Source organism: Accumulibacter sp., from assembly GCF_036625275.1.
Lineage (GTDB): Bacteria > Pseudomonadota > Gammaproteobacteria > Burkholderiales > Rhodocyclaceae > Accumulibacter.
The window spans coordinates 35202-55325 of the sequence record NZ_JAZKUD010000011.1 but is presented as its reverse complement, the minus strand read 5'-3'; the positions used below and the strand labels follow the sequence as shown (position 1 = coordinate 55325).

The following is a 20124-nucleotide window of genomic DNA, read 5'->3' as shown; positions in this document are numbered from 1 at the left end:
CCGGCCGGGCTTGCCCTTGGGTGTCGATTTTCTGGTCATCTTATGTGGATGCGGCGCCCAGGCGATGGCTCCTTTTCAGTGCATGCAACCGCGCGCACCGGGAATTCCGTCCCATCCATCGGGTAAGGGAAGCCCGGGATGGCCGGTCATCGGGTAGATGTTGTAGATGACCCAGCGGCCGTGCAGGCTATTCAAGGCAATCGTCGAGCCACCGGTGCTCGGGAGGGCCCAGGAGATGCAGGCCTTCCAGATGCGCCGCAGCGCCGTCATCCACGGGAACCGGGAGATTCTCGGGCAAGTGCAGGAAGTTCATGTTGTCAAGGGGTTGGCACGACGCGGTAATAAACACCGTTGGCACCGTAGACCGGCTGGAACCAGGTGTTCCCGAGCAGATAATAGGTGGTGCCGTACTTCTGGACCGCTACCGTGCCGGCAGGCAATGCTGCGTAGTTCCCCCCCATCGCGTAGGCTGCGGCAGTGTTGGCGCTGCCGGCGGCGTAGCCTGAAGAGTAGGCACTGCTGGTGGCGGCAGCAGTATTCGCCGAGGTGATCGCTGCACCGGCAGCGGCACCGACAACCGCGCCGGCCGCTGCTGCACAGCCGTAGCAGCCCGCCGCGGTGTAGGTGGGAACGACGACAGGTGGGTGGTACGGATAATACGGAGCGGGTGGGCGATAGGCAGTCGCGCCATCGGGCGTGGTGTGGTAAGCCCCCTCCCCGTACCGGCCGGCCGTGCTGCCACCGTACATGTTGGTATGCTCGAAGCCACCACCATAAGCGTGCGCCGAACTGCCGCCCCAGGCATTGGTATGCTCGGTACCGACTCCTGCGACGTGCTCGGTACTGCCGCCAAAGCGGTTGGCACTACCCCAGGCTGCGGCCTGTCCGGGCAAAAGCATGGTGCTGATCACCCCTGCAAGGGTAAAAACGATCCTGTTCATGAGTTGACTCCTTACTGCGACTTGGTGGATTGCACTTTGGTCGGCTTGCGTTCCGCGGGCGGTTGCAGACCAACCGCAGCTTTCGCATCCGGATGAGCGAAGGTCATGGCCACCGCCGTAGCCGCCTTCGTCGTGGCGAAGGCATCTGTCGGTACGACCGGATCAAGCTTCCAGTTGGCAAGCTCCATCTGATGACGCAGGCGCAACGGATCGTCACGATAGACGGCGCGCAGCATGCGTGGCAGCTTGTCATCAGCGCCGATCCAGATCTGTACGAAGACTGCGTCATTGACATACGCCAGCATGTCGGTAACCGTGCCGCCGACGACTTTCGACTGGCCGATGTAAAAGGCGTTGGTCAGTCCCTCGGCAATGTTCCTGTAGGGGTCGGCGAGAACCGCGTCGGCAAACGGAAAGTAGATCGCGGCACTCTCGAATGCAGCCTTGAGTGCCGCATCGATGGTCGGCGGAGCGGCAGCGACGGCGATCAGATTCTCGGCTGGTGAATAGGCGGTCATCGTCTTGCCGTCGTAGTAGAACTCGGACGCCGGGCCATCGCCGAGAGTAATCACCCGCAGTTTGTCGGGTCGCTGCATGAGCACTTCGGAGATGGTCGTATAGGCGAGTGCGGGGCCGAGACGACTCGGGGCCTCGTAGGTGACCGCGGCAGTGAACGCCATCGAACGTGCGGCTGCGAGGCGCTCGCCCATCGCCTTCAGCAGATCGATGGCCTTCGCCTCGAGGATCGGCTTGGGCACCACGATCGTGCCCGAGGTCCTGGCCGGCTTCGCTGCTTTGGGCTTGCCCGGTGGCTGCTGCGCCTGCAAGCTGCCAGCCACGAGCAGGCCGGTAGCAAGCAGCGCCACACGCCGGGTAAACGGGTGATGAATCATTGATCGTCTCCTTCTTGAAAATACAAAAGAATGCCTGCGAAACACGGCTTTTACGGGATCATCCCGCATTCGAACATCTTGTTGGCAATTGGCGCCGCCACCCGATTCAGAAACTCGGTGCGCATCGCCGGATCACTGCGCAACAGGCCGATGACGCGCTGCTCCTCTGCCGACTTCGGCTGGTCTTTCTTCATCCACAACTGCTCGCAGGTCGCCGTCTGGTATCTCTGGATCACCTTGTCGGCAACCATGTCGAGGATCGGGAATTGCGCAAAGCTGATGCCGGCGACGAAAACCGCCGGCAGGATGGCAAACCGCCAGAAACGCTTGTTCATGATTCACTCCTCATGGGTTAGTGTAACAAGAATGCCATCTCTGCTTGCCCTATTGCTTGGCGCGCGTGAAATAGACATCGAACTTCTGCTGCATGACCGCCTGATAGTAGACCCCCTTGAGGATGTCATTCGTCGGGTCATGGCTGAGCGTGTAGGTGGATCCGTTGTAGCCACCGGCGCGCAATTCAAAAAAGAGCCTGATGGTGTTGCCGTTGCGTACGGCCTCGGCCCTCGAGAACGGCAACGGGTTCGGGTTCGCGTAGGCGGCGTCGAGTTTACCGCGGGCATCAACACTTTTGATCGTAATGACATAGCCGCCGTCGGGCCGTACCCAGCGCCCCGGCAGGGCACCGAAAGCGGGCTCGGATGGTGAGTGCGGCGCCTCAGCCTTGACTTGCGGTGCCGTACCCTGTGCGGCAACCGGTTCAGCCAATACGCCCATGGCCAGCGCGAGGCCGGCCAGGGTACGTACGATCGAGACCTTCATGGCCTGCCGACCTTTACAAAAATGATTGGCCAGTGAATTTGCAATGCGGCCGGCACTTCGGACGCCGGCTGCTTCGTTCCGGCTACTCGCTCATCTTGTTGTTGCGCATCGCCGCAGCGAGTTTCTTGATGTCCTCGGGCGACAACTGCGGCCGGTCGACCTTGATCGTCAGCTTGTTGAGCTTCGCGGTCAGAGTGAACGGTGGCTTGTAGTCCGCGTCGTTCACGCCGGTCAGGGTATCGGAACCGATGTCGAAGCTCTCGTCCCACTGCAGGATCATCGGCAGTGTCTTGGGCATCGCTCTGGTGGCGACGACCTTGCCGTCCACCTTCAGCGTACCGGTACCGGGCCGACCGACGCCGCTGAAGCTGTTGAAGGCCAGCGTGCCGGCACCCAGACCGTCGTACTTGAAGTCGAACTCGAGCGTGTGCTTGCCGGGTGGTAGCGCCTCGGCGCCTTCCCACTTCAGGCGCTCGAGATTGACCATGTTCCATAGCCACACCGGCTTGCCCTGGAGTAGGTAGAAGCCGTAGCCACCGAAACGCCCACCGGAGGTCAGAATCATGCCCTCGGCTCCAGCAGCCGGCACCTCGATGTCCGCGGTGACGGTGTAGGAGGTGTTCAGCAGTAGCGGCGAATCCCCTTGCGGCAGGCCGACCATCGGTCGCGTGTAGACAAACTCGCTGCGCCCGGCAGTGATGTTCGGCCGTGGCGCGACGATGCGCGCCGCCACCGAAGCATCCATCGGAAAGACCTGGTGCTTCTTCGCCTCGGCGATGAACCTCTGCCTCATCTCCTTGACCTTCTGCGGGTTCTTCGCAGCCAGGTCGGTGGTCTGGCTGAAGTCGCTGTTCAGGTTGAAGAGTTCGAGCACCTGGTTGTTCAGCGGGTCGGGATTTCCCGGGCCGAAGGCTTCCCATGGTGCGCGATTCACCTTGGTACTGAGGAACCAGCCGTCGTGGTACAACGCCCACTGGCCGAACATCTCGAAATACTGGGTCTTGTGGCGCGTCGGCGCCTTGGCACTGGTCGCGTCGAACGTGTAGGCGAAGCTGGTGCCCTCGATCGGCGCCTGCCTGATGCCGTCGACCATCTCCGGCGCACGAATGCCCGCCGCCTCGAGGATCGTCGGTACGACGTCGATGACGTGCACGAACTGCTCGCGCAGGCCGCCCTTGTCCTTGATGCGTGCCGGCCACGACACGACCATGTTCTGGTTGACGCCACCGAGTTGCGAGGCGTTCTGCTTGAACCATGAGAATGGCGTGTCGAAGGCCCACGACCAGCCGGCCGACATGTGATTGTAGGTCTGTTCGGTGCCCCAGACATCGTAGAACTTCATCTGCACATCCACGGGCAACTGGTTCAGGCCGTTGAAGAACGCGACCTCGTTCGGCGTCCCCAGCGGCCCGCCCTCGGCGCTGGTGCCGTTATCGCCGTTGATGTAAATGATCAGCGTGTTGTCGAGCTTACCAAGATCCTGGAAGGTCTGGATCACGCGGCCGATCTCATGGTCGCTGTAGGCGGCATAGGCTGCGAAGACCTCGACCTGGCGGATGAACAGCTTCTTCTCGTCGGCGCTCAACTGATCCCATGGCTTGAGGACTTGCGACGGCCAAGGCCCGAGCCTGGTGTCCTGGGGGATCACCCCGAGCCGCTTCTGGTTCTCGAAGATGCGCTCGCGCAGCTTCTCGTAGCCGTCGTCGAAGAGATGCATCGCCCTGATCTTTTCTACCCATTCTTGGGTCGGGTGGTGCGGCGCGTGTGTGGCGCCGGGGGCGTACTTGATGAAGATCGGCTTGTCCGGCTGGATCTGGTGTACGCGCGTCATGTATTCGATGGCATCGTCGGCCATCCCGGTGACGAGGTTCCAGCCCGGTTTGCCCTCGAACGGATAGATCTGCGTCGTGTTGCGGAACAGGTTCGGCTGCCACTGGTTGGCGTCGCCGCCGACGAAACCGTAGAAATACTCGAAGCCCATGCCGCTGGGCCATCGGTCGAATGGCCCGACCTGGCTGGCGACGAACGCCGGCGTGTTGTGGTTCTTGCCGAACCACGAGGTAGCGTAGCCGTTGTCGAGCAGGATGCGGCCGATCGTCGCCTTGTCCTTGCCAATGATGCTGTTGTAGCCAGGGTAGCCGGTCGACTGCTCGGAGATCACGCCGAAGCCGGCCGAGTGGTGGTTGCGCCCGGTGATCAGCGCGGCGCGCGTTGGCGAGCACAACGCCGTCGAGAACATGCGGTTGTAGCGCAGTCCTTCGTTGGCGATGCGGTCCATCGCCGGCGTCGGGATGACGCCGCCAAAGGTGCTCGGAACACCGAAGCCGGCGTCGTCGGTGATGATCAGCAGCACGTTCGGTGCGCCCTTCGGCGGCACGATGCGCGGCGCCCACCAAGGTTTGGATTGCAGGGCGTCGTCCTGGATCACGCCAGCAAATTTCGGGTCGGGCGCGGGCAGCTGCTTGCCGCTGATCGAAGCCGTCGCGCTCGGTGAGCCGAGCACACCGGCAACTTGCTGGGCAAGGCCAGGACCGGCAATCGCCATGGCTAATACAGCCATGGCAAGCAAGGCCCATCGATGTATCCCTGTTTTCATTTTCATATTCCTTGCGTTGTTGAACATCTTCAGGAGTTAAAAAAAGAAGGTCGCACCCACTCCCAGCCCGGTGAAGCGCGCGTCCAGGCCGCCATGACCCTTGCCGTCAAAGTTGTAGCTGAGGTTGCGCAGGATCACTGTCACGTCACCCCAGCCGTAGCGGTAGCCGGTACCGACCAGCGCCTGCCAGGTCGTGTTTTGCGAACCGACACCAGCATCCAGATAGTAGGGCATGAACCACCGGCCATCTTCACTGAGGCCAATCCTGCCCTTGACGCCGACAATCCCATCCCACTTGTTGACGGAGACCGAGGCATTCAGATGACCCGGAAAAAGGAACAAGCTGTAATCCAGCGTCGTCACCAGGTTGAGGTAACGGGTGCCGGCGAATACATCCAGATGCGACGCGCCTTTACGCCAGACACTGTAGCTGCCAGCGAGCGTCAGGACATTGGACTGGATACCCGATGAGGAGTCAAAGGGTAAGGTACCCGCTGCTCCCGGTCGGTCGATGGGCTTCAGCCCCGATTTCTGGTGGTCGAACTTCATGTAGAGGTAGTCGGCAAACAACGACCAGTCGCCTTTGCGTGCTTCGCCGGCAAGGAAAAAGGCGAAGGAGAGGTTGTGCAGGTAAGTGTCGGGAGTGCTGTGCAGCTTGCTGGTCACGCCATTGCTGATCCCGAACGGGTTGAGCGTCGTCGTGTTATAGATCGTCGGCAGCCACGCATAGGGCGTGACACTGAAGTGCCACTGCCCGTCGAAGAGGTCCATCCGGGGCTGATTCTCCACGGCGCTGCCTGGTGTGACCGCCACCAGACTGAGTGCGCCCAAGGCACAGACGATACATTTTCTGAAACCCTTTGCTGATGCCATGTTCACCCTCCCGATGAGAAACACAAATTTCTACTGACCGGCAATCTACCCCAAGGCATGGCCGCCACCAAGCGATAGTCCAACGCGGGCTGGCCTCGAGCAGCGCTGACCACCGCTCATTGACCGCTTGCCGGGCACGCGCTACATTCGCCTGGGGAGCAGTCCCCAGGCTTACCCAATTGCCGGGCCACCCCAGGGAGGAAACCATCATGCCGAACCGTCAACGCCTGTCGATTGCGATGCTGAGCAGCACGCTCGCCTTGCTCAGTCCGTCAGCCGCGCATGCGCAATCTTACACGAGTGACGGCGCGGTTCGTCCCGGCCCTGCATCATCGCCCGAGGAGACCCCTCCCGGACCCGTACTCTCGCCGGACGCGGTGCCTCCCGAGCGTGCGCTCTCCCCGCAAGAGACCGCAGCCGATCCGGTGCTCTCGCCGGATGCCGTGCCGCGTGAGCAGGCACTTTCGCCAGAGGCAACGAAGCCGCCGCCGGTGCTCTCGCCGGACGCCGTTCGCCCTGACCCGGCCTTGCCGCCCGACTGATAGTGGACTCCTCGATTAATGGTAGTGATTGGAAACACCGAAATGACCCAGACTCCTTCGTCAACGCCCAGCGGAACCGTATACATCGTCGGCAGCGGTCCCGGCGACCTCGACCTGTTGACGCTGCGTGCTGCGCGGCTGATCGGCCAGGCGGATGCCATTGTCTACGACCATCTGATTGCCGATGGCGTCCTTGAACTGGCGCGTCCTGACGCAGAAAAAATCTATGCCGGCAAGGAACGTTCACGACACAGTGTGCCACAGCATGAACTCAACCAGTTGCTGGTGCGCCTGGCGCGCGCGGGCAAGCAGGTGGTCCGCCTCAAAGGGGGAGACCCCTTCATTTTCGGGCGTGGCGGCGAGGAAATCGAAACGCTGGTCGACGCGGGAATTGCTTTCGAGGTGGTGCCGGGAGTGACTGCCGCCGCCGGCTGCGCCGCTTACGCCGGCATCCCGTTGACGCATCGCGATCACGCCCACGCGGTAGCTTTCGCAACCGGCCATCTCAAGGACGGCACGATCAATCTCGATTGGTCATCGCTGGCGCGTCCGCGGCTGACGGTCGTCTTCTACATGGGCGTCGGTGGCCTCGCCGAAATCTGCCAGCAGATGATCGCCCATGGATTGCCCGAGAATCACCCTGCGGCGGTCGTTCAGAACGGCACGACGCGTCGGCAACGCGTGCTGACTGGCGATCTGGCGACCCTGCCGGCGAAGGTCGCAGCCGCCGGCATCACGTCTCCGGCACTGATCATTGTGGGAACCGTGGTGCGTCTGCAGCAGAAACTGGACTGGTTCAAGCCGGCACAATGAATCGATGATGGATCGATGGATTGCACCTGATCGGACACTCAGGGAATCAAATGATGGGCGAACGATTTGACCAGAGGCCACTGTCGGCGGCTGATCGGCAGCCGTTCGGGAATATCGCGCAGCATGGCCTGCCACTGCGTCTCGGCATCGTCGGAGTGGCTCTTTTCGAAACCGATAATCGTCTCCCTGGCGACCAGGACGCTGCGATGCAGGCGAATGAACTGCTCGCCAAACTCCTGTTCGAGATGGGTCAGTGACTCGTCGAGCAGGTATTCCCGATCACGGGTGCGCGCGATGACGTACTTCAGGTCAGCTTTGAGGTAAATGACCTCGGCGACTGGAATCAGCAACAGACGACCCCGTTCGTGACAGGAGAGGTGGCTGCGGGCCGTTTGCTGCAGCGAGGCCAGCGCTACCGGCAGACGCGGCAGTGGGTGTGGTCGAACCTTCTGCAACGCGGCGAGCAAACGCTTTGCCCGTACTGGTTTCAACAGATAATCCACGACGTTGAGTTCGAAGGCTTGCACCGCGTACGCTTCAAAGGCCGTCACAAAGATCACCGCCGGTGGCCGTGCAAGTTCCGACAGACGACAGGCGAGCGCGATGCCGTCCATCCTGGGCATCTGAATGTCGATCAGGGCAACGTCCACCCTTCGGCTGGCGATCGCCGCCAGGGCACGCAAGCCATTTTCTGCTTCGGCAACGAGTTCATTGGGCAGCGCCGGTGCAAGATCAGCCAGCAGATCACGCAAGCGCGTACGCGCGGGCGCTTCATCATCGACAATCATCACCGCAAGCGGGCCGGGACAAACGGCGGGAATCATGGCGAGTGCCCGCGACAAGGGAGAACGATGTGCACCCGATACTCGCGCCGACCGCCAGCAAGGAGCACCTCGCCGGTCTCGATGCGGGCTTCCAGATCGTAGTACAGTGCCAGCCGCTCGCGAATGTTATCAAGCGCCATGTGGTTGCCGTGTGGATGCTCGGTGTCGCCATCACAGGGGTTGATGAGATCGATATGCAATTGATCGCCACGTCGCAGCACTCGAATACGGATCGTGCCGCTCTCTCCGGAGGGTTCGATACCGTGATAGACGGCATTCTCCAGCAATGGTTGCACCATCAGCGGCGGCACCTTGAGATCGGCGACCACATCAGTCACCTCCCATTCGACATTCAGACGTTCTCCAAGACGCAACTTTTCAAGGTCGAGATACTGCCGACACAAGGCCATCTCGTCGGCCAACGGGATCAGCTCCCGATGGTCTCGCATGAGCGCCCGAAAGAGTTCGGCCAACTCTTCAAGGGCCGTCTCGGCACGCCTCGGATCAAGACGAATCAACGAGATGATGGCATTGAGACTATTGAACAGGAAATGCGGTCGGATGCGTGCGGTCAGCGATTGCAGGCGGGCCTCGGCAAGCGCCGGCGACAATGCGCTGGCGCGCAAGGCCAGGTAGGACAGCATCAACGCCGCCGCTGCCCCACCGAGCAGACCGGCTTTCAGCAGGTGCGACCAGCCCCCTTCATCGAAAGTCAGAAAACGCCAGAGATCGGTCAGAAGGATCGCGGAAGCGGCGGCCAGAAGCACCACCAGCGCCTGTCCGATCCCAATGGGGAGGCGCCGCAACAGGTTCCCGAACAGCGCCAGAAGGGTCAGGTTGATCAGCAGCAAGGGTTGCACCCAAATGGCCATCTCACTGTAACGTTGCACGCTGTCGCTGATCCCCTCGCTCTGCACCAGGGCTGCGAGCAATGCCAGCAGGTTGACCCCGAGCAGGATGCGCAGTATGACTCCAGCATTGCGGAAGTCCGGCAACAGATGACCAGCCAGGTTTTGCTTTATACTTGCCATTACTCGAAGTGGCGCCTGTACAAGGTTCTACGAGTGATTTTAGCCTAGGAACCGGTACCTTATGAGCCAATCCGATTCTTCACTCTATACATGGGCCGGCCGCTTCTCCGAGCCGATGTCCGACCTGGTCAAGCGCTACACGGCATCGGTCGATTTCGACCAGCGAATGTGGCGTCAAGACATCCGTGCCTCGCTGGCACACGCCACGATGCTGGCCCGACAAAACATCATCAGTACCGACGATCTGGCCGACATCGAGCGCGGGATGGCGCAGGTCGTGCGAGAAATCGAGGCCGGCAGCTTCGTTTGGTCGCTCGACCTCGAAGACCTGCACCTGAACATCGAGAAACGTCTGACCACGCTCGTCGGTGATGCCGGCAAGCGTCTGCATACCGGCCGCTCACGCAATGATCAGGTTGCCACCGACATTCGTCTCTATCTTCGTGATGCAATCGATGATATCGCCAGGCTGCTCGGCGAATTCCAGAGCAGGCTGCTCGATCTTGCTGAAAAGGAAGCGGCCACGGCACTGCCTGGCTTCACCCACTTGCAGGTCGCGCAGCCGATTACCTTTGGCCATCATCTGCTGGCCTATTTCGAAATGGTGCGACGCGACGCCGAACGCCTGGCCGACTGTCGCCGACGGACCAACCGTTTGCCACTCGGTGCGGCTGCCCTGGCTGGCACCCCCTATCCGATTGACCGACCGTTCGTCGCCGATTTGCTGGGTTTCGACGGGGTTTGCGAAAACTCGCTCGATGCCGTTTCCGACCGCGACTTTGCGATTGAATTCTGTGCCGCCGGCGCATTACTGATGATGCACCTCTCGCGTCTGTCCGAAGAACTGATCCTGTGGATGAATCCCCGTTTCGGCTTCATCCGGCTCGCCGATCGATTCTGCACCGGCAGCTCGATCATGCCCCAGAAGCGGAATCCCGACGTACCCGAGTTGGCGCGCGGCAAGACCGGCCGCATCTATGGTCACCTGACCGCCTTGCTGACATTGATGAAGGGCCAGCCTCTGGCCTACAACAAGGACAACCAGGAAGACAAGGAACCGCTTTTCGACACCGTTGACACGCTCATCGATACCCTGCGCATCTTCATCGAGATGATTCCCGGGATCACCACCCACCCGGAAAATATGCGTGACGCCTTGCGCCAGGGATTTGCCACCGCCACCGACCTGGCTGACTACCTGACCCGCAAGGGACTGCCTTTCCGCGATGCTCACGCAGCCGTCGGCCTGGCCGTTCGCCGCGCAGAGGAACTCGGCGTCGACCTCGCGCAGCTTTCGCTCGGAGAACTGCAGCGCTTATCCCCGCTGATTGGTGACGATGTCTTTGCCGTACTGACCATCGAGGGCTCGCTGGCGGCACGCCGCCATGTAGGCGGCACGGCGCCGGAACAGGTTCTGGCGGCGATCGCGCGTGCGCGTTGCGGCTAACGGTCATGACTTTTCCAGGCACCTCCGATCATGAAAGTGATGACCGTTTCCCTCCCTTGCAGGGCACATTCCGGCTGGCACGCCGGAATCGTTCGATGGGCGCGGAGCAGGCTCCGCGAATTCCCCCTCTCACCCCCCGTCATGAGTCGCTGACGCGACTTTCACATTAAGTCCCCCCGACACGGCAGGCATGGAGAAGATCGGCAAATACGAACTTGTCCGGGAAATCGGCCGGGGCGCAACTTCCACCGTCTACCTCGGCAACGACCCTTTCAGCAAACGCGAGGTCGCGGTCAAGATCGCCTTTCCGGATATTCTGAGAGACTCCAAACGGGGCAGGCTATACACACACATCTTTCTCAATGAAGCCGCACTGATCGGCAAACTGTCACACCCGCACATCGTCCAGACTTACGACGCGGTGGTCGACGACCATCTCTGCTACATCGTTATGGAATATGTAGCAGGCAGCACGCTGGAGGCGGCTTGCACAGCCAACCGGCTGCTGTCATACGCACGTGTCGTCGAGATCATTTTCAAATGTACGCGAGCGCTCGATTTTGCGTTCCGGGCCGGCATCATTCATCGTGACATCAAGCCTGCCAATATTCTCGTCGCGGGCTTCGACCCGAATGTAGGCGAGATCAAGATCTCGGATTTTGGCGCGGCAATCATCGGCTCGCCCGACCGTACCCTGATTCTCGGCATGGGGTCACCCGCCTACATGTCGCCGCAACAGGTGAAAGATCATCCGCTCGATCACCAGGCCGACATCTACTCTCTCGGCGTGGTCATGTATCAGTTGCTGACCGGGCAACTGCCTTTTCAGGCTCGCAACAGTTACGACCTGATCTACCAGATCATCCACTCGGAACCTCGCCGGCCTTCGACGCTACGCGCTGACATTCCGGCATCGCTCGACGCCATCGTCGCGCGTGCGATGAGCAAGAAACTCGAAAACCGTTACCCGAATTGGGCAGAGTTTGCGCACGATCTCGCGCAGACTTGCCGCGGCCCAAGGTCGAACATGCCAGCCGAGCAGATGGTCGATGTCGAAAAGTTCGACACCTTGCGTGCGTTCGCCTTCTTCGCCGATTTCTCCGATGTCGAGCTCTGGGAAATCGTGCATTTTTCTCAATGGAGCCGCGTTCCACCCGGTGAAGTGATCATTCAGGACGGCAACGCCGGCGATTGTTTCTATTTCCTCGCCGCAGGTGAACTGAAAGTCCTCAAGAACGGCATGATCCTTGATCTGCTGACCACTGGAGAGTGCTTCGGCGAAATGGCCGTGATCGGCAAGGCGAACTCGGTACGTGGCGCGGATATCATCGCCCTGACCGATAGCAAACTGGTGAGGATTACCGAAAGCGCTTTGCAGAACTCTTCTGCTGCCTGTCGAATGCATTTCTACCAGTCTTTTCTCGCTGTCCTTAGCGAGCGTCTGACGTCGGCGAACGTTCGTCTGGTGTCCTTCTGAAAGGGAACCCTCCCCGGCCATGCTGCGGCACCCGCCGACGGGTGTGACTGATCCGCTCCCCCGGCAGAGCCCCGGGGATTTCCCATTTTTGGTTAACGGTCATGACTTCTCCAGGCACCCCCGATCCTGAAAGTCATGACCGTTTCCCTCTCCCCCGACCCCTCCCCCGCGAGGGGGGAGGGGAGATTCGTGAGTCGCTGGCGCGACTTTCACGCTAAATGGGATATGGGCCAATTCGGCATGGGGAGTGCGGAATGTCGGGTCCGGGCAGCGCCGCATTGCGGACAGGTGAGTGCGGTTGAATGCCATCGCGCCGGACTCAGGGATGCAGGGACAGGAAATGGTCGAGCAGGTTGAAATGGTCTTCGAAAAAGTGACTTTCCAGGGCCGGGAGTTCTGTGATCGGCACCCACCTGGCTTGCGCGGCGTCGTCGGCGCCGCAGACCTCGGGCAAGCGGCAGTCGCCGAGATCGAACCAGTGCGCATGCGTGATCGTTCGCCCGCGCAGACTGCGGTCGGGATGATCGAAAACGGCGACGCCTTGCAAGGCCACTTCAAGCGTGGAATCGAGCAGGCCAAGGCCGGTTTCTTCGCGCAGCTCGCGAATCGCGCCCTGCAGGACGCGCTCACGCGCCTCGAGGAAACCGCCGGGTACCGCCCACAAGCCTTTTCCCGGCGGATGCCCACGTTCGACGAGCAGGACATGCGTGGACGCGGTGACGACCGCGTCCACGGTCACGAAAGGACCACTTCCCCAGACCCGCCGGTTCTCCTCGAGCGCCAGATGCTCGCCGCGCAGTGAGCGGTAATGCGGCAGACGGGTCCAGCCCTTCAGATAGTGCACGATCGTCGCCGGCAGCAGCCCGCCGAGCAGCGCCTGCGTCGCCGGCCAGTCTTCGCTCTCGAAGTAGATCTGGCGGATGCTGGTCGCGTCGATCTCGTCGAATTGCGGCGCGGCGACGAACTGCCAGCGCGGAAAACGTTGCAGGTAGTGGCTGGAGGCGTCCTTGAGGTAGCCGACGAGGGCGATCCGCGCACCGGGGGCGCTGTGTTCCTGCACCGCGGCGACGACCGCCTCGCCCCAGCGCCGATCGTCGTAATAATCGCGAATCGGCAGAAAACGGACACGCGCGCGCGTCGCGTCGTCGAGCGTGCTGCCGATCATGGCGGCGCGCTCCTCCCAGGTGAACGGGTTCTTCGCATTGCGCGCCGCGTGCGCCGATCCGAGCAGAACGATCACCTGTTCGGCGCTTTCCAGGGTCCTGGCGAGCAAGGCCGCATGCGCATGGTGGAAGGGCTGGAAACGGCCAATCAGTACGGCGATGTCGAATCGGTCGGTGGTCATCGGATGGGCTCCTGGTCAGTCATGGTCAGTGGTCGTTAATGTGCAAGTCGCGTCAGCGACTCACGAATCTCCCCTCTCCCCTCGCGGGAGAGGAGTCGGGGAGCGAGATGGGGAATTCGCGGAGCCTGCTCCGCGCCCATCGAGCGATTCCGGCGTGCCAGCCGGAATGCGCCCTGCAAGGGAGGGAAACGGTCATGACTTTCAGGATCGGGGGTGGCCTGGAAAAGTCATGACCGTTAGTCATGGCGGGCGGCAATCGGCATCTGCCGGCCGCTGCCGAAGGCGCGCCCGCGCAGGCGCAGAATCGGCGGCGCCTGGCGTCGCTTGTATTCGTTGCGCGCGATCAGACGCCGAATTCTCGTCACCAGCGCCCTGCCCTCGGCGTCGGCCAGCAGTTGCGCGTAGGCGGACTCGACGCTGGCGCGCTCGTCGGCACCGAGCCGCTCGCCCTCGATCAGCACCTTGAGGATCGTGTCGAGGACCGGATACGGCGGCAGGCTGTCGGTGTCCCGCTGACCGGGCGCGAGTTCGGCCGAAGGCTCCTTGTCGAGGATCGCCTGCGGGATCACTTCGCCACCGGCGCATTCGTTGAGGTACCGGCTCAAGGCAAAGACTTCGGTCTTGTAGAGGTCGCCGATCAGACCCAGACCGCCGTTGGTGTCGCCGTAGAGGGTGCAGTAGCCGACCGAGATTTCGCTCTTGTTGCCGGTGGTCAGCAGCAGGTGGCCGTAGCTGTTGGAATACTCCATCAGGATGGTGCCGCGCACCCGCGCCTGCAGATTCTCGAGCGCCAGACCGCGCAAGGGGTCGCTGCAGGCCGCGGCGAAGCCGGTTGCAAACTGGCTGACGAGGTCGCGAATCGGATGCTCGATCAGGCGGATTCCAAGCCGGCGGCAAAGCACTTCGGAGTCGCCGACGCTGCCTGGCGTCGAGAAACTCGACGGCATGGTGATGGCGACGACATGGTCCGCGCCGAGCGCCTCGACGGCGAGCGCCAGCGTCAGCGCGCTGTCGATCCCGCCCGACGAGCCGACGACCGCGCGGCTGAAGCCGCAGCGACGAGCGTAGTCGCGCAAGCCGAGAACGATCTGCCGGCGGTAGAACTCCATCACCGGCAGACCTTCGGCGGCGATCGGCGGTAGTGCTTCGCCGGTGGCCGACAGGAAGTTCGTGCCGTCCCATTGCAGCGTGCTCACCGCTTCGGCAAAGCGCGGCGCCTCGAAGACCACACCGGCGGCCGGAGAAACGGCGAACGAGGCGCCGTCGAAGATGAGCTGGTCATGCCCGCCGATCTGGTTGACATAGACCAACGGCATCTGGTGGCGCTGGCTGGCCGCCGCAAAGAGACGATGGCGCTGCTCGCGCTTGCCGATGTTCGACGGGCTGGCGTTGATCGTCACCAGCAGATCGGGACTGGCGTCGGCGAGGCGGCTAAAGGGGTTGACCGCGTAGTCGCTGCCGGCGTCGTTCCAGCCGTCTTCGCAGATCAGGAAGCCGACCTGCGTGCCGCCGACGCGCAAGACCCTGGCGACATCCGGTCCCGGCTCGAAGTGGCGGCGCTCGTCAAAAACGTTGTAGGTCGGCAGCAACTGCTTCGCGTATCTGAGCACGACCGCCCCGTCGCGGAGCACGAGCAGACTGTTTTCAAGCGGCTTGCCGGGGCCGCTGCGCCGCGTTGGCGCGCCGACCACCCAGCACAGGCCCGGCGTCGTCTGGCTCGCGGCGAGCAAGCTGTCGAGGCCCGCCGCCGCGCGCTCGATGAAGTCGGCTTCGTCGAGCAGGTCGCCGGGCGAGTAGCCGGTCAGCGACAGCTCGGGAAAAACCACCATCTGCGCCTGCTCGGCATGCGCCTGCGCGGCTGCGCGACCCATCAGGGCGATGTTGCCGTCGATGTCGCCGATCGTCGGGTTCAACTGCGCGAGGGTGATGCGAAAGGCGTTCATGGCGTTGCCACCGGATGATGGAAGACCTGCCGCAGGTAGGCGAGAAAGGTGCGGTCCTCGCACAGCGTCTTGCCCGCGGAATCGGAGAGCTTGGCGACCGGCTGCCCGTTGCACGCCATGATTTTCATGACCACGTTCAGCGCCTGATGCGGCGTATCGTTCGAGAGGTCGGTACCGATGCCGTAGGAGGTTTGCACCCGTCCGCGCAAACGCCGGTAGAGATCGACCGCGCGCGGCAGGTTCAGGCTGTCGGAGAAGACCAGGCGCTTGCTCAGCGGGTCGATGTGCAGTTGCTGATAGTGGCGCAGCGCCTTCTCGGCCCATTCGACGGGATCGCCCGAATCGTGGCGCAGACCGTCGAAGAGCTTGGCAAAGTAGAGGTCGAAATCGGCGAGAAAGGCGTCCATGCCGACCACGTCGGTCAGCGCGATGCCGAGATCGCCGCGGTACTCCTGCACCCAGGCCTCGAGCGCCGCTTTCTGGAAATCGCGCAGGCGAAAGCCGAACGCCTGGTAAGCCTGCAGGTACTCGTGCGCCATCGTGCCGATCGGCGTCAGCCCCAGTTTCTTCGCCAGGTAGACGTTGGAAGTGCCGCGGAAATGCTCCGGCACCTCGTTGGCCAGCGTGCGCACGACTTCCTCGTGCCAGGCGGCGGAATAGCGCCGGCGCAGGCCGAAGTCGAAGAAAATGAAAGGCTCGGTCGCCGACGCCAGCAACGGCTGCTGCGACTTCAGGAAGTCGATCTTCGCCTGCAGCCGTTCGCGCGCCACGGCCAGAATCGAGGGATCGGTCGACAGCCGTCGGAAGTAGAGCTCATTGACGATGTAGAGCACAAAGATCTCGAAGGCCATGACATGCACCAGGGGACCGCTGGCGACGACCCGCAGATGCTCGCCGTCGGCGCGCGTCGTGATGAAGCGGCGCTGGAAGCGAAACACCGAGAGGAAGTCGACGAAGTCGCTCTTGATGAAACGCAGGCTACGCAGGTAAGCGAGTTCATCGTCATCGAAGGTCAGGGTACACAAGTGGTCGAGTTCGGCATCGACGTCGGCCTGCAGCTCGGCCAGCGGATAGACCGGCCGGTTCCGGCAGAAAAAGGCGTACTCGGCCTGCGCCCCAGGGTGGCTATGCAGCAGCGCCTGCCACATCGTGAACTTGTAGAGGTCGTTCTCCAGCAGGCTGCGGACGACGGGGGGATCAATCTTGTTCCAGGTCATGCTCACTCTCCTCTTCGGCAACGCCGACCAGCCGGCGCGTGAACACACTGTAAACAACTTCGTTGCATTTTGCAACTAATAGATGAAAATTTCTCGCTGGCCTGCCTCGGCAGCGGTCACGACTTCAAGAACGGCCGACAGGTCGCGGCGTGGGTCGGGCTGGTTCCGGGACAAGACAGCCGCGGCGGCAAGGCTGGGCTGGGCAGGATCACCCAGGCCGGAGAGGCCCCTCTCCGAAATCTCCGGGTGATGGGCGCCCGCGCCATACTGGCAGGGCTGGGCGACCCACAGGACGGCTTCAGCCGCTGGGCGCGCAGTCTTCAGGAACGATGCGGCTACTGGAAGGCCGTCGCGGCGATTGCGGCGAAGAATGCACGGCTCGCGTGGGCGAGGCGGCATGACGGGGAAGACTTCCGGGCCAGCACCAAGCCGTGGGCGCTTCGAGTGAAGGGTTAGAGTGAAGGGTTACTGTGCAAGTCGCGTACGCGACTCACGAACCTCCCCTCCCCCTCGCGGGGGCGAAGGCGGGGTTTCGCGGAGCACTGCTCCGCGCCGCCGTAGCCGGCCCGCGATGCAGCGCGGGCCGTGGAACGAAGGCGGGGTTTCGTGGAGCACTGCTCCGCGCCGCCGCAGCCGGCCCGCGATGCAGCGCGGGCCGTGGAACGAAGGCGGGGTTTCGCGGAGCACTGCTCCGCGCCGCCGTAGCCGGCCCGCGATGCAGCGCGGGCCGTGGAACGAAGGCGGGGTTTCGCGGAGCACTGCTCCGCGCCGCCGTAGCCGGCCCGCGATGCAGCGCGGGCCGTGGAACGAAGGCGGGGTTTCGCGGAGCACTGCTCCGCGCCGCCGCAGCCGGCCCGCGATGCAGCGCGGGCCGTGGAAGGGGTTGGGGGAGAGGGAAACGGTCATGACTTTCATGATCGTGGGATGCCTGGAAAAGTCATGACCGTTAGGTCACCTTGTGTTGGGACACATACTCGCATAACGCTTCGTCCATGCGGGTTTGCCAGCCTGCTCCGGTCGCGCGGAAATAGGCAAGTACTTCCGGGCTGTATCGCACCGTCACTTGCTCTTTCGTCGGGTGCTTGTTTGGCCCGCGGGGACGACGTGCCGCAATCACTTCACGAAGTTGGTCTGCCGAATGAGTGACAAATGCATTATTCCAATCGTCCGGTTTGGTAGCCGGAGCATCATTTACAGAAACGTGTCCACGCCTCGCGCTCATGTTTTTCTGCCTTTCGCGCCGAAATAATATGGGGCCATTCGTCGTCGCCCGGCGTCCAGACAACGAACAACATTTCTCCCGCGTGCCAGCCAACGCTCTGGAAGCGCAACTCGCCATAGGCTTCGCGCGCATCTTCGCGGGTCAGCAAGTCACCCTCAAAGAAACCCGACAGCGCGGCCAAATCAATGCCGTGCTTGGCAATGTTCGCTTGACACTTGGTTTCGTCGAAGGTGATCACTGCCAAATCGTAGATGCATTATGATCGAGAATCAAGGCAAGCTGTAGATGCGGGTACGAACGAAAGTGTTGGGCGGAACCCTGACTCCCCTCCCCCCTCGCGGGGGAGGGGTTGGGGAGAGGGGGCATGTGCTCCACCGCGGCCATCATGGCCTTCAGGCCGGAACGGCTTTCCGACTTCGTTCCTGTGCTGCCGCAGGGTTTTGACGAATTTGTGTTCAACCCTTGCCCCTCTCCCCAACCCCTCCCCCGCGAGGGGGGAGGGGCGATCGTTGGTCGGCGCGCCGCTGCTGTACATGTTGGCTGGCCCTCTCCCGCGAGGGGTGAACCCCCAAGGTTTCGCCATCGGACGGTCGTTTTGAAGAGGCCATGCCACATGCAATCCTTCGACCAACACTTTCGTTCGCACCCTGTAGATGCAATGCGGTTTTCTCCCGAGGGGGCCACAGGTGCCTCAGCGCATGGCTGCGCCAGGGTCGCCACGGCTCGGCGATCGCCTCGGCTTCGCGCCAGCCGCTGGCGGTGTTCGGCAGGCCGAGCGCCTTGAGCAATCCGGCATCGTGCGGCGGCCAGGCATCCGGCCAGGCGCGTGAACACACGGCAGACCACTTCATTGCGTTTTGCCACTAACAGGCGAAAATTTTTCTGCTCGCAACTGCTCGCAAACCCTGCGCATTGCCGCCGCTGCCCGCGGAGCGGGCAGCGGCGCTCAATTCGGCGGCTCCGCCGCCGAATTCTCCTGAGCCGGCTCCGCCGGCTTCCCGGGACCTAGGGCGAGCCGGAACCCGCTGCCGCCGCCGTGCCTGCCCGGCCCGCTCCCGCTGCGGTCGGCAGAACGGACGCCCCTGCCGTCGCTGCCCCACGAGCCGCCGCGCAACACGCGGGCGTCGCCCCACGCCGCACCGCGCGGGTCCACCTGCGGCGTCGTCGGGTAGTCCCCGTACCAATCCGCACACCACTCCCAGACGTTGCCATGCATCTCGTACAGGCCCCACGGATTGGCCGGCAGGGAGCCTACCGGAACGGTCTTCTCGCGATACACGCCCTTCGCGCCACCGGCATACGGATAATTCCCGTTGTAGTTGACCTGCTCGGGAGTGATGTTCTCGCCAAACGAAAACGGCGTCGTCGTTCCCGCCCGGCACGCGTATTCCCATTCGGCTTCGCTCGGCAGGCGCGCTTCGAGACCGGGCAGCCGACGATTCAGCTCACCCAGGAAACCCTGAACGTCGTCCCAGCTCACCTGCTCGACCGGATGGGAAGGGTTGTCCTTGAAGCGGCTCGGGTTCTCGCCCGTCACCGCCTGCCACAGCGCCTGCGTGCACGCCGTGTCGGCGAGCCAGTAGCCCTCGCTCAGCGTCACTTCGTGCTGCACTTCATCGCCGTCGCGTTCGGGCTCGTTCTCCGGCGAACCCATCCGGAAACGCCCCGGCGCGATCCAGCGGAAGCGCTGCTGCGCTTCGGCCAGTTCGAGCGTCATCCACAGACCCCACTCGTCCTCACCCCAGGCGCTGGCCCAGCGCAGCGGGAAGCGCTCGGGAAGGAAGATCGCGGCGCTGTCGTCAGCGAGAGCGGGAACGAGCATCACGGGCATCCGGCGAAGCGCCACTTCGGCAGGCGTTCGGCATCCTGCCTACCAGCCTGCCGAAGGGCATGGGCTTTTTGCCGCCGGTACACGGCGGACAGGAAGGTCATCTGGTCCCGAGCCGGTCTCCTGGACTCCGGAGCTAGGGCGAGCCGGAACCCGCTGTCGTTGTCGTGCCTGCCTGGCTCGTTCCTGTTGCGGTTGGCAGAACGGACGTTCCTGCCGTTGTTGTTCCACGAGCCGCCGCGCAACACGCGGGCGTCGCCTGCGATGGCCTCCCTGGTTGCTGCACCTGCCGAGCAGCCCATCCAAAATT

19 protein-coding genes and 3 pseudogenes are annotated in these 20124 nt (G+C 62.7%); 6 read left to right on the top strand and 16 right to left on the bottom strand.

Features of this window, described 5'->3' with window-relative positions; translation table 11 throughout:
* Positions 1-84: 84 nt before the first annotated feature.
* The 7 genes and pseudogenes from V5B39_RS06925 to V5B39_RS06895 form a co-directional block, all read right to left on the bottom strand.
* A pseudogene (locus V5B39_RS06925) lies at positions 85-313 on the bottom strand (peroxiredoxin); the annotation flags it as partial.
* 4 nt (positions 314-317) lie between these two features.
* The gene (locus V5B39_RS06920; RefSeq protein ID WP_332342185.1) at positions 318-941 is read right to left on the bottom strand and encodes a hypothetical protein; all 624 of its coding nucleotides are present in this window, start codon (positions 939-941) and stop codon (positions 318-320) included.
* 11 nt (positions 942-952) lie between these two features.
* A complete protein-coding gene (locus V5B39_RS06915) occupies positions 953-1834 on the bottom strand; it encodes a DUF2092 domain-containing protein (protein ID WP_332342184.1) in 882 nt (293 codons plus the stop codon).
* A 50-nt stretch (positions 1835-1884) separates the two neighbouring features.
* Positions 1885-2169, bottom strand: a complete 285-nt coding sequence (locus tag V5B39_RS06910) for a hypothetical protein (protein WP_332342183.1) — start codon at positions 2167-2169, stop codon at positions 1885-1887.
* A gap of 49 nt (positions 2170-2218) precedes the next feature.
* The gene (locus tag V5B39_RS06905; protein WP_332342182.1) at positions 2219-2656 is read right to left on the bottom strand and encodes a hypothetical protein; all 438 of its coding nucleotides are present in this window, start codon (positions 2654-2656) and stop codon (positions 2219-2221) included.
* Positions 2657-2738: 82 nt separating this feature from the next.
* Positions 2739-5216: an arylsulfatase gene (locus V5B39_RS06900; RefSeq protein ID WP_434735662.1), complete on the bottom strand. Its 2478-nt coding sequence runs from the start codon at positions 5214-5216 to the stop codon at positions 2739-2741.
* Between the two features lie 72 nt (positions 5217-5288).
* Complete coding sequence (locus V5B39_RS06895; RefSeq protein WP_332342181.1) at positions 5289-6125, bottom strand: hypothetical protein; 837 nt, start codon at positions 6123-6125, stop codon at positions 5289-5291.
* 209 nt (positions 6126-6334) lie between these two features.
* Here V5B39_RS06895 and V5B39_RS06890 point away from each other — a divergent pair, with 209 nt between their 5' ends.
* Positions 6335-6667 carry a hypothetical protein gene (locus V5B39_RS06890; RefSeq protein ID WP_332342180.1) on the top strand — a complete coding sequence of 111 codons (333 nt, stop codon included), beginning with the start codon at positions 6335-6337 and terminating at the stop codon, positions 6665-6667.
* Positions 6668-6679: 12 nt separating this feature from the next.
* Positions 6680-7480, top strand: a pseudogene (gene cobA, locus V5B39_RS06885) (uroporphyrinogen-III C-methyltransferase); the annotation flags it as partial.
* A gap of 38 nt (positions 7481-7518) precedes the next feature.
* On the opposite strand, the gene V5B39_RS06880 reads toward cobA, so the two are convergent.
* Both V5B39_RS06880 and V5B39_RS06875 read right to left on the bottom strand, forming a co-directional pair.
* Complete coding sequence (locus V5B39_RS06880) at positions 7519-8304, bottom strand: LytR/AlgR family response regulator transcription factor (protein WP_332342179.1); 786 nt, start codon at positions 8302-8304, stop codon at positions 7519-7521.
* The gene (locus V5B39_RS06875; protein ID WP_332342178.1) at positions 8301-9335 is read right to left on the bottom strand and encodes a sensor histidine kinase; all 1035 of its coding nucleotides are present in this window, start codon (positions 9333-9335) and stop codon (positions 8301-8303) included. Before V5B39_RS06875 ends, V5B39_RS06880 begins: the two co-directional genes overlap by 4 nt.
* A 61-nt stretch (positions 9336-9396) precedes the next feature.
* Here V5B39_RS06875 and argH point away from each other — a divergent pair, with 61 nt between their 5' ends.
* The gene (argH, locus tag V5B39_RS06870) at positions 9397-10782 is read left to right on the top strand and encodes an argininosuccinate lyase (RefSeq protein ID WP_332342177.1); all 1386 of its coding nucleotides are present in this window, start codon (positions 9397-9399) and stop codon (positions 10780-10782) included.
* 190 nt (positions 10783-10972) lie between these two features.
* Positions 10973-12259: a serine/threonine-protein kinase gene (locus V5B39_RS06865; RefSeq protein ID WP_332342176.1), complete on the top strand. Its 1287-nt coding sequence runs from the start codon at positions 10973-10975 to the stop codon at positions 12257-12259.
* A 319-nt stretch (positions 12260-12578) separates the two neighbouring features.
* Here the strand turns inward: V5B39_RS06865 and V5B39_RS06860 are convergent, their stop codons facing one another.
* The 3 genes from V5B39_RS06860 to pncB form a co-directional block, all read right to left on the bottom strand.
* Positions 12579-13604: a bifunctional nicotinamide-nucleotide adenylyltransferase/Nudix hydroxylase gene (locus V5B39_RS06860; RefSeq protein ID WP_332342175.1), complete on the bottom strand. Its 1026-nt coding sequence runs from the start codon at positions 13602-13604 to the stop codon at positions 12579-12581.
* 236 nt (positions 13605-13840) lie between these two features.
* On the bottom strand, positions 13841-15547 hold the full coding sequence (locus tag V5B39_RS06855; RefSeq protein ID WP_332342174.1) for an NAD+ synthase: 1707 nt from the start codon (positions 15545-15547) through the stop codon (positions 13841-13843).
* Positions 15544-16764, bottom strand: a complete 1221-nt coding sequence (gene pncB, locus V5B39_RS06850) for a nicotinate phosphoribosyltransferase (protein ID WP_332342173.1) — start codon at positions 16762-16764, stop codon at positions 15544-15546. Before pncB ends, V5B39_RS06855 begins: the two co-directional genes overlap by 4 nt.
* A gap of 96 nt (positions 16765-16860) precedes the next feature.
* Between pncB and V5B39_RS06845 the strand changes: the two are divergent.
* Positions 16861-17220 (top strand): annotated as a pseudogene (locus V5B39_RS06845) (transposase); the annotation flags it as partial.
* Positions 17221-17710: 490 nt separating this feature from the next.
* Here V5B39_RS06845 and V5B39_RS06840 read toward each other — a convergent pair.
* Together V5B39_RS06840 and V5B39_RS06835 are read right to left on the bottom strand one after the other, a co-directional pair.
* A complete protein-coding gene (locus tag V5B39_RS06840) occupies positions 17711-17986 on the bottom strand; it encodes a BrnA antitoxin family protein (protein WP_434735661.1) in 276 nt (91 codons plus the stop codon).
* Positions 17952-18224 carry a BrnT family toxin gene (locus V5B39_RS06835; RefSeq protein ID WP_332342172.1) on the bottom strand — a complete coding sequence of 91 codons (273 nt, stop codon included), beginning with the start codon at positions 18222-18224 and terminating at the stop codon, positions 17952-17954. Before V5B39_RS06835 ends, V5B39_RS06840 begins: the two co-directional genes overlap by 35 nt.
* Before the next feature lie 460 nt (positions 18225-18684).
* On the opposite strand from V5B39_RS06835, the gene V5B39_RS06830 reads away from it, so the two are divergent.
* Positions 18685-18816, top strand: a complete 132-nt coding sequence (locus tag V5B39_RS06830; RefSeq protein ID WP_332342171.1) for a hypothetical protein — start codon at positions 18685-18687, stop codon at positions 18814-18816.
* 116 nt (positions 18817-18932) lie between these two features.
* On the opposite strand, the gene V5B39_RS06825 is transcribed toward V5B39_RS06830, so the two are convergent.
* Positions 18933-19808, bottom strand: a complete 876-nt coding sequence (locus V5B39_RS06825; RefSeq protein WP_332342170.1) for a formylglycine-generating enzyme family protein — start codon at positions 19806-19808, stop codon at positions 18933-18935.
* Complete coding sequence (locus tag V5B39_RS06820) at positions 19808-20116, bottom strand: SUMF1/EgtB/PvdO family nonheme iron enzyme (RefSeq protein WP_332342190.1); 309 nt, start codon at positions 20114-20116, stop codon at positions 19808-19810. The genes V5B39_RS06825 and V5B39_RS06820 overlap by 1 nt, the downstream gene beginning before the upstream one ends.
* Positions 20117-20124: the final 8 nt, after the last annotated feature.